Raw genomic sequence first — 7,181 nt, 5'->3', positions numbered from 1 at the left:
GAAATGCGGCTTTCGCAGCGGCGACCGCTTCTGCTACTTGTGTATCGGACGCGTGGGCCACTTCGGCAAGCACTTCTCCCGTCGCAGGGTTAAAGGTTTGAAACGTCTCCTTACTTTCAACCCATTTCCCATTTATTAAATTCTTAATCATTGTCTTCATTCTCCAAGCTAGAAATCAGGTGCTTTTTGACTCAACTTAATTAACATGTTAAATAAATTAAACGTAATGACCTTGGAGTGTCAAGCCACTGTGTCAAGGAAAGCTCAATAAAGCGCAATAATTTTTAAAATGGCTTTCAGTACACGAGAGATGAAATATTGACCTTTGAATAAGACGGATTTATCAAAAGAGGTCCCTAACAAGAACTTATAATAAGGGCATACAAACATGGTAACTTTAAGCTTATATCAATCATTACCAAACCTGATAGAAAGCATTGGTCAAGAACACTTCTACGACCAAGTTGCTAACTCTATCCAAACCCTTGATGTCATTAATGAAATCAAAATTGTCAGTTACTCCAAAACGGATAAGCCCGTTTTTCTTGGAGAATGCCCCATGTCAAAACTGGACGAAATGTATTGCGAGTCGGCCTACCTGCTAGATCCAATTTACGATTTGGTTTGCCAAAAAAAGCACAAAGATATGGTCACTCTCGACAGTCTGGTGACGCATCCTGGTGTCGGTGGCGCCCCACTGCTCACCAATACAGCGGCTAATTTCCAATGTGAAAAATACCAAGTCGTCGACGGCGGTGATCACTGGATTATGATTGGTAAAGTGGTTGCATTTGAAAACCATGGTCGTGCGCCATTACTTTATGTTCAGGGTAACTATGCTGGTGCGATTCCTTTTACCGGCGCCAAAACACCGGCTCAGAATGTGGCATCCGATAAAACATTGGCCCGTTTGCACGACAGTGCTATCTATCTTATGCACAAAGTACTGCAGAAGGTACAAGAGAACTATCTACCAAAGCAATCTGCAACTGGCCTCAGCACCGGCGAAGCTCGATTACTACTTGTCTTAAGTGATACCACAAGCGTCACCCTAGATGACTTAAGCAATCTGGTGACTATTCCATCCTTGGATGTGGCTGATGGCGTTGAAAGCCTAAAAGGTTTTGGTCTAATTAGCAGTGATTTATCACTGACTGAAAAAGGTCAGGAAATGGCTGAGAGATTATGGGCTATCTCCAATCAGCAACAAGCAGATATCTTTGCAAACTTTAAAGAAGATGAATTAGCCAGTTTTAAACAGCAACTACAACATTTGTTAAAACAATTGGCTTAATTAACTTCGATTTGTTGATTTTTAAGGTCAAAGATAAAAAATCCCCTCGTGGGATTTTTTTATGTATGTATAATAACTTTTATTTAACACGTTAAGTTATTAGTTGTACCAATGATCCCCTTCCCTTATTTCATTTTGATGGCGATGTGTAGTCCTATCGCCCTAAATGCCATTTTGCCGGCTTTGCCTGATATAGCGCAGCAACTGGGCATTGACTCATCAACAGTACAATTAAACTATTCTCTTTATTTGGCCGCGCTTGCCTTAGGCCAGTTTTCTGTAGGAGCCGTCATTGCCAGACTCGGAAACCGCTCTACCATTCTATTAGGTATCTCTTTCTTTGTGGTTGGTGGATTAATCGCGTTGGCAACAGAACAGTTATTTTTTATGCTGCTGGGTCGGGTATTGCAAGGTATTGGTGGCGCCTTTACCCTCTCCATGTCCAGAGCATTACTGGTTGCCAGTTATGGGGGAAAACGCGCGTCACAGAAGATGGGTTATCTGGTCATGGCCATCGCCTTATCACAAGGCATTGCTCCCTTAATGGGTGGCTCATTAAATACCCATATAGGTTGGCAAGCTATCTTTGCTCTTTCAGCCTTTCAAGGGACTATTTTACTGTTTTTTAGTCTTAAACTGATTCAACCAGCAGCGCAAAAACCAGCTAAGCTGCCATTAAAAATGTTGCTTAGTCATTATATGAGCCTCATTCGTCTGCCTTCTTTTAGGCATTACGCCATGGCGAATACACTGATCGCCCTGTGTTTTTACCTGTTTATTAGTGCCTCGCCCTATCTCACCAAAGACCTGAGCGACAACAGACTCGCCTATGGTTATTGGTTCATCTTGGTGTCTGGTGCCTTTATGCTGGGAGGATATCTAAGTACATTATTTAATAAGCGATTGGCGTTAGATAAATCCATCCAACTTGGAAACCGTTTATGCGTACTTGACGCCACGGCTTTATTGATACTGCAACTTGGCATGCCAATGAGTTTTGCCTCACTCTTTTTACCTATGTCTGTCATTACGCTGGGGCGCGGTATCAGCCAAGCAAGCTATCAAAGCGCCGCCATAGCAACGGCCGATAAATTATCAGGCATGGCTTCAGGATTATTGGGTTTTCTCCAATTAAGTTTCGGGGCCATTTTTTCTCAAATTGTGCCTTTATTGATTGACCTACACCCCCATACGATTGCCTTTGCGATCTTAGCTTGTACACTTTTAGCAACTGTTACCCATAGAAACATCCAAGCAATGAAATAGCAGCACTTTTTGTGCACTAACATTTATTTATAAAGCGTATTGGATATTATCAAAATCATATTTTAGGAATTATCGAGATTACATGAAAAGATTAGAAGACTCCCTCACTCTGCAACTGTTAAGAGCACGTGAATCATCCATGACTTTTTTTAGACCTGTACTGCAAAAGGCAGGTTTTACCGAACAACAATGGCGAGTCTTACGGGTTTTAAATGATCATGAAGAGCTAGAAGCCAAACAGCTGGCTCACCTATGCTGTATTCTTAGTCCAAGTTTGACGCGGATTATTACGCGCTTTGAAGAAGATGGCTTCTTGATACGCAAAAAATCGCCGACTGATCAGCGAATTTCCCTGCTGTCGTTAACACCAATGGCCAATAAAGTCGTCAAAGAGTTCCGCCCAGAAGTAGATGCAGCATATCAACGTATCATCGAAAAGCTAGGTGAAGACAAACTAAAAGAACTTAGCCGACTATTGAGCGATATTATTGATTTGGAAAGCTGAGCAGTCTTGATAATAGGCAGCTCTCAGACAAGAATCTGCCTTTTTTGCTGTCTGGTTAATTGGGGAGACTCATTAAAATACTGCTTATAGGCTCGACTAAAATGTGAAGAGTGACTGAATCCCCACTTATAAGCGATATCAGTGATACTCAAATTATCCAAATTCAATATATCTTCACGGCTTTTATGCAACCTTGATTGCCAGACATATCGACTCATCGTCATACCATGAGCCGCAAACGCTCGGGCTATTTGACGACAAGACACAGATAGTTGTTTGCTTATCATCTCAGTGTTCAAATCCGGTGAGGTTAAATGTTGTTCAATTAATGCTTTGCATTTGAAAAACAATAAATGTCGATTTTTCTGATTGAACTTCGCGCCATGTAATCCTGACAATACTTGAATATGGTGCATCACCTCTTCTGCTTTTAATTGAAAAGCATGATGACTAACGGGGTTACTCTCTAATAATTTAAAAATAGCACTTGTTGATGAAGTGCCGCATTGCAAAGTGCGATCTACTTTAATAAGGCCATCGACAACCCCTAACTCCCGCTCCACAATGAATCGAGGCACATCCAAAACATACATTCCCATATTCTCGGGAAATCCATGTCCATAAGGTTTTGCAGTATCATAAATGACCATATCTCCTGGCATATGACTGGCGCAATTTATACCTTGATATGAATAACCATTCCCCTTCGTCATTAGACATACGAAAAAACCATCGCGGCGATCCTCATCAATATCAATACGGCTGCGTTGCACAGAGTGCCTATTCGCCTCAATATAATTCACATTAATGATATCACCGTGAGAATGTCGTAATTCCGCCTCCAATGGTGAACCGGAAGACACAGGGCAATCAATATGAATCACATACTGGTTAACGGCTTTTTCCCAATAATGGTGTCGAGACATAAGGCCTATATCTCGAGTCGATACTCGAACTTGTCCTGAAAATGACATAAATCCCTCAATGTAGTTTTTGTTTTTAAGGATGCATATCTAAAATGATGTCACTTGGATCATAACCCTAGCCAAATACTTAGTAAACATGTTAACTAAATTGGCTGCTACGTGTCTTACCAAAATGTCCTGCTGAGTCAAATCCCCCGTCCGATGGGGTCAATTTTCCCTCTCAATAAAGCTCTATGCTCCTCCATATCAACCCCCAAACACAATAATAAGAGCAAGAGGTTTACCCATGAAGTCCATTGATTTTATCGTCGTTGGCGGTGGCTCATCCGGTTGCACAGTGACACATAGACTTGTAAAAGCAGGCTTTAAGGTAGTCTTACTGGAAGACGGTCCAAAAGACGATTCTATATTCGTGACAATGCCAGCCACATTCATCCGTGTTATTGGATCAAAGCGATCCGTGATTTATGAAAGCGAACCTCAGCCCGACGCCGGTGGTCGCAAAACCTACGTTCCACAAGGTCGCACTCTCGGTGGAGGCAGCTCAATCAATGCTATGATTTACATCCGTGGCCAGAAAGAAGATTACGATGAATGGGAACGCAACGGTTGTGATGGCTGGGGTTGGGAAAATGTCCTAGCAAGCTTTAAACGCTCAGAAAACCACATGCGTCTAAGCGAGCCATTTCACGGTACGAATGGCCCTCTGCGTGTAAGCGACACACGTTTTAGACACCCCCTCAGCCAAGCTTTTTTAAAAGCCGCACAACAAACGGGCATCCCTTATAACGATGATTTTAACGGTGAAAAACAAGATGGCATTGGCTTCTATCACACCACGACTTTTGATGGTCGTCGTGGTAGTACCGCTGCAACCTACCTCAACGAGGTAGAGAACGCGCCAAACCTAGAAGTCCGCACAGGATGTTACGTTAACAAGATCATCTTTGATGCTAATAACAACGCGACCGGCATTGAGTTGCGTAATGAGTCCGGCAAAATAGAAGTACTCTCGGTGAAGAAAGAAGTCATCCTAGCCGCTGGCGCATTATCCACCCCCAAAATATTAATGCTGTCGGGGGTTGGTCCAAAAGAGCAATTATCTAAACACGGCATATCAACACTTTACGACTCTCCAGAAGTGGGCGAAAACTATCAGGATCACCTAGAAGTCAGTATCTATGGTCGAGCGAAGCAGCCTATTAGCTTACTTGGCAGTGATAAAGGCCTCAAAGCACTGTCTTATGGTTTCCAGTGGACTTGTTTTAAAACAGGTTTATTGACTTCTAACGTTGTTGAGTCAGGTGGCTTTGTGGATACCAGCCACTGTGGTCGTCCTGATATTCAATTCCATGTACTGCCAACCTTGGTAGGTGACGTAGACCGCGACCCCATTGAAGGTCACGGCATTTCCATCAACCCTTGTTTCTTACGTCCTAAATCCCGAGGTTTCGCCCGACTACGCAGTGCAAACCCAACAGATTCAATGATTTTCGAAAGCGGTGCATTATCACACCGTGACGACGTTGATACGCTTATCCGTGGTGTTAAATTGGCCCGCAAGATTATACGCGCACCAGCCATGGCAGAACTGATCAGCGAAGAACTGCGCCCCTCCGCTAAAGAAGATATATCAGATGCTGAAATCGAAGCCCACATTCGCAGCCATGCTAAAACCGTCTACCACCCTGTTGGCACTTGCCGTATGGGCTCTGATGAGCAAGCGGTTGTCGACACTAAGCTCCGTGTTAATGGAGTCAAAGGGGTACGTATCTGCGATGCCTCTATTATGCCAACCATTATCTCGGGGAATACCAATGCTCCGACGATTATGATCGCAGAACGTTGCGCTGAATTTATCCTCAACGAAGAATAACGAACAAGAGCCCTCATCATCAAAAACAGGCTGTTTTCTCAGCCTGTTTTTAACAAACTATTGGCAAGCGCAGTAATCGTGCAAAAGTCTCAGCTTATAAGTTCTTTGCCAACAAACGATAACTGTCTAAACGATCTGCTTGGCTATGTGTCACAGTAACGAGAGAAATCTCATCGGTGTTAAATGTCTTGGCAAGGGATTCCATTTCATTCCAACATTGCTCTGGTGTACCAATCGTATAACTGGCTTCAATACGATCAAACAAAGCTTGATGAGAGGCTGGCATTCCACGATATCTATCACGAACTTGAGTTGGCGTTAAAAAGTCTTCCCGCTCCCCTATATGCGTGGCAAATTTACGATACACAGCGGTTCCTGCTCGGAGTTTCGCTTCCTCTTCTGTTTCCGCACAAATACAAGCAATCGCCAACATTCTTTGTAATGGACGCTCATGCCCAGCCTGTTGCCACGCTTTCTGATGCGCGTCAAAAATACGCGGATGACAATTTTCAGAATCAATAAATCGAGCCAAAGCCAAATGATAGCCCAGCTTTCCAGCCAGCTCAGCACTGCCGCCACTTGACCCAAGCATCCATAAATCTGGCACATCGCGCACTTCAGGCATCACATGTATCGAGCTAAAAGGGTGAGCCTCTTTAAAAGAGCCATGAATAAAACTTTCTAGCAACGCCGCTTGTTCAGCATAAAACTGACCATTCGACGCTTTATTCGGAAAGGCTAAAGCAGCGGATGTCATAGCCGAACCACCAGGCGCACGCCCAACACCAAGGTCAATACGCTCTGGAAAAAGTGATGCCAACATAGAAAAGCATTCCGCCACTTTTAATGGACTATAGTTAGATAGCATCACACCGCCACTACCGACTTTGATACGCTTTGTTATACTGGCCAAATGAGCAACTAAGATTTCAGGGCAAGGGTTAGCAAAATGGACACTATCATGATGCTCTGCAACCCAATAACGGTGGTAATTCCATTCATCACAATGTTTTGCTAACTCAACCGTTAACAAAGGAGCGTCTTTTTTATGATGCGAACCATGCACTGGGGTTTGATCAACGACCGATAATTTTATATTCATAGGGTATTCTCTTTATCAAATAAAATTAGTTAACATGTTAACCTATTTACTTTGATTGATGAAGATTTGATAATAGCAATGTGATTAGTACAAGAATAACTTACTTTGAGATCGTTTCACGATGTCGCAAGCGAAGCCCAAGACAAACCTATTGGTTTGCACAGCGACCGTGCATAGATCTCACTTTATTTAATTACCAAATATATAGGTGA

Annotated in this window: 7 protein-coding genes; 4 read left to right on the top strand and 3 right to left on the bottom strand. The window is 43.0% G+C overall.

The genetic code is table 11. From position 1 onward, the window contains the following. Window positions 1-151 (bottom strand): aldehyde dehydrogenase family protein (locus MSP8886_RS21950; RefSeq protein ID WP_139063105.1); only part of this gene is annotated, 151 nt, incomplete at its 3' end. Window positions 152-388: 237 nt separating this feature from the next. On the opposite strand from MSP8886_RS21950, the gene MSP8886_RS14130 reads away from it, so the two are divergent. The 3 genes from MSP8886_RS14130 to hpaR all read left to right on the top strand — a co-directional run bounded on the left by MSP8886_RS14130 (window position 389) and on the right by hpaR (window position 3,065). Continuing rightward, the gene (locus MSP8886_RS14130) at window positions 389-1,294 is read left to right on the top strand and encodes a flavin reductase (protein WP_245659104.1); all 906 of its coding nucleotides are present in this window, start codon (window positions 389-391) and stop codon (window positions 1,292-1,294) included. Window positions 1,295-1,405: 111 nt separating this feature from the next. Next, window positions 1,406-2,560 carry an MFS transporter gene (locus MSP8886_RS14125; protein WP_067017520.1) on the top strand — a complete coding sequence of 385 codons (1,155 nt, stop codon included), beginning with the start codon at window positions 1,406-1,408 and terminating at the stop codon, window positions 2,558-2,560. A gap of 82 nt (window positions 2,561-2,642) precedes the next feature. Beyond that, complete coding sequence (hpaR, locus tag MSP8886_RS14120; protein ID WP_067017518.1) at window positions 2,643-3,065, top strand: homoprotocatechuate degradation operon regulator HpaR; 423 nt, start codon at window positions 2,643-2,645, stop codon at window positions 3,063-3,065. A 23-nt stretch (window positions 3,066-3,088) separates the two neighbouring features. On the opposite strand, the gene MSP8886_RS14115 is transcribed toward hpaR, so the two are convergent. Further along, window positions 3,089-4,039: a helix-turn-helix domain-containing protein gene (locus MSP8886_RS14115; RefSeq protein ID WP_067017516.1), complete on the bottom strand. Its 951-nt coding sequence runs from the start codon at window positions 4,037-4,039 to the stop codon at window positions 3,089-3,091. Window positions 4,040-4,277: 238 nt separating this feature from the next. On the opposite strand from MSP8886_RS14115, the gene MSP8886_RS14110 reads away from it, so the two are divergent. Next, entirely contained in the window at window positions 4,278-5,867 is a 1,590-nt protein-coding gene (locus MSP8886_RS14110) for a GMC family oxidoreductase (protein WP_067017514.1), read from the top strand. A gap of 94 nt (window positions 5,868-5,961) precedes the next feature. On the opposite strand, the gene MSP8886_RS14105 is transcribed toward MSP8886_RS14110, so the two are convergent. Further along, a complete protein-coding gene (locus MSP8886_RS14105) occupies window positions 5,962-6,969 on the bottom strand; it encodes an MsnO8 family LLM class oxidoreductase (protein WP_067017512.1) in 1,008 nt (335 codons plus the stop codon). Window positions 6,970-7,181: the final 212 nt, after the last annotated feature.

Origin of the sequence: Marinomonas spartinae (assembly GCF_900089775.1) — a bacterium.
GTDB lineage: Bacteria > Pseudomonadota > Gammaproteobacteria > Pseudomonadales > Marinomonadaceae > Marinomonas > Marinomonas spartinae.
The sequence above is the reverse complement of the archived record's forward strand: the minus strand, read 5'-3'. Positions and strand labels throughout refer to the sequence as shown.

Bases quoted from the DNA above. Each gene is read 5' to 3' on its own strand.
- MSP8886_RS14130 (WP_245659104.1), top strand. From the start codon at position 389: ATGGTAACTTTAAGCTTATATCAATCATTACCAAACCTGATAGAAAGC.
- MSP8886_RS14125 (WP_067017520.1), top strand. From the start codon at position 1,406: ATGATCCCCTTCCCTTATTTCATTTTGATGGCGATGTGTAGTCCTATC.
- hpaR (WP_067017518.1), top strand. From the start codon at position 2,643: ATGAAAAGATTAGAAGACTCCCTCACTCTGCAACTGTTAAGAGCACGT.
- MSP8886_RS14115 (WP_067017516.1), bottom strand. From the start codon at position 4,039: ATGTCATTTTCAGGACAAGTTCGAGTATCGACTCGAGATATAGGCCTT.
- MSP8886_RS14110 (WP_067017514.1), top strand. From the start codon at position 4,278: ATGAAGTCCATTGATTTTATCGTCGTTGGCGGTGGCTCATCCGGTTGC.
- MSP8886_RS14105 (WP_067017512.1), bottom strand. From the start codon at position 6,969: ATGAATATAAAATTATCGGTCGTTGATCAAACCCCAGTGCATGGTTCG.